Genomic DNA, 1,886 nt, shown 5'->3' on the forward strand with positions numbered 1-1,886 from the left:
GGCCGCCGCACCGGCGCCGAGACCGGCGGCCGAGACGGCGGCGGCGCCCACCGCGGCGTCGCGCAGGAAGCGGCGGCGGTCGTACGGACGGTTGTCGGGCATGGTGCGTCCTCCCCGTTGGGCTGGGTGATCGGTAGCACCACCCCACCACCGTCGACCCCGCCCTGTCCAAGATCGACCAGCGGCACGGTCGATATGCGACCGGATATCACCGCAGGTCAGCGCAGTGCCTCGACCGCGGTACGGGCCGCCTCGCCCATCGCCAGGTCCACGTCGATCCGCCGGACGCTGAGCCGCTCGGTGCGGGCGTGGACCAGGATCGCGAAGCGGCCCCCGTCGGGATACTCGGCGACCCCGGCCTCCAGGTGCAGGCCGGGCAGGTTGCCGGTCTTGCCGGCCACCCGGACGCCGGGCGGGAAGCCGGCGGCGAGCCGGGTCCAGAACAGCTGCCGGGACATCAGCTCGCGGACCATCGCGCAGGCGGCCGGCGGCCCGGCCTCGTCCCGCCAGATCAGCCGCAGCAGCCGGGTGATCTCCCGGGCCGTGCTGGAGGTGGTGTGCGCGGGGTCGAAGACGCGCATCGCGCGGACCCGCTCGGCGGGCAGCGTCGGGAAGATCCGGGCGAAGTCCGCCTCGCTGTGGGCGCCCACGTCGGCGAGCATCACCTCGACCAGTTGCCGGGGGCCACCGACGATTCGGGTGCGCGGCAGCTCCAGCTCGGCGGCGAGCATCGACGGCACGTCCGGGCCGACCCGGCGCAGCAGCAGGTCGGCGGCCGTGTTGTCGCTGACCGACATGGTGAAGTACGCCAGGTCGCGCAGGGACACCTCGACGTCGTCGGCGCAGCCGGCCACCCCCCAGCCACCGAGCCGGTCCTCGGCTCGGACGAGCACCCGCTCGGCCGGGTCGAGCTGACCGGCGACGACCTGCCGGGCGAACTCCAGCACCAGCAGGATCTTGAAGACCGACGCGATGACGATCTGCTCGTCGGCGCCGAGCGCGACCTCCCGCCCCGGTTCGTCCACGTCCACCACGTGCAGGCAGCCGCGGATCCCCGCCCGTCCGAAGATCTCCCCGATCCGCTCCCCCACATCCACCCCGCCACGCTAACCAAGGGCCGGGCTAGGGTCGGGATGTGGACCTGCTGCGGCACCTCCGGCACTTCGTGGTGGTCGCCGAGGAGCTGCACTTCGGGCGGGCGGCCGAGGTGCTGGGCATGGCGCAGCCGCCGCTGAGCCAGTCGATCCAGCGGTTGGAACGGGAGCTCGGCGTGGCCCTGTTCGACCGCTCGCAGCGGCAGGTCCGGCTCACTACCGCCGGCCAGCTGCTGCTCGCCGAGGCCGGCGACCTGCTCGCCGGGGAGCGGCGGCTGCGCAACATGGTCGACCAGGTGCGCCGGGGCACGCTCGGCGTGCTGCGGGCCGGCGTACCCCCGGAGACGCCGGCGGTGATCCTGCGCGCGCTGCTGGACGGGCTGGCCGCCCGGGCGCCCGGGCTCGACCTCGACCTGCACGAGCTGACCAGCGCGGAGCAGGTGCGCATGCTGGCCGAGGGCCGGCTCGACGTGGGCCTGCTGCACCGGCCGGTGCCGGCGGCCGGACTGCGTTTCGGTCCCACCGTGGACGTACCGGTCGGGGTGCTGCTGCCCCGAACCGCGCCGCTGGCCCGGGCCCGGCAGGTCGACCTCGCCGACCTGGCCGGGCTGGACCTGATCACCGCGCCCCCGGCGACCGCGCCCGGCTGGCACGACCACCTGCTGGCGGTGTGCCGGGAGCGGGGGTTCACGCCGGCCCGGGTGCGGCACGCCCGCAACCCCGAGTTCCTGTTCGGCCTGCTGCTGGCCGGCGGCGCGGTGGCCGTCGAGCCGGAGGCGGTGGCCCGCCGGG

At 75.3% G+C, this 1,886-nt stretch carries 2 protein-coding genes; one reads left to right on the forward strand and one right to left on the reverse strand.

The genetic code is table 11. The features are described 5' to 3' along the window. Positions 1-218: 218 nt before the first annotated feature. Entirely contained in the window at positions 219-1,097 is an 879-nt protein-coding gene (locus tag ACWEVO_RS35935) for a serine hydrolase (protein WP_452311852.1), read from the reverse strand. A gap of 38 nt (positions 1,098-1,135) precedes the next feature. On the opposite strand from ACWEVO_RS35935, the gene ACWEVO_RS35940 reads away from it, so the two are divergent. Then, positions 1,136-1,886: LysR family transcriptional regulator (locus ACWEVO_RS35940; protein WP_452311853.1), on the forward strand; the 751-nt coding region annotated here is incomplete at its 3' end.

Source organism: Micromonospora sp. NPDC003776 (assembly GCF_053605645.1).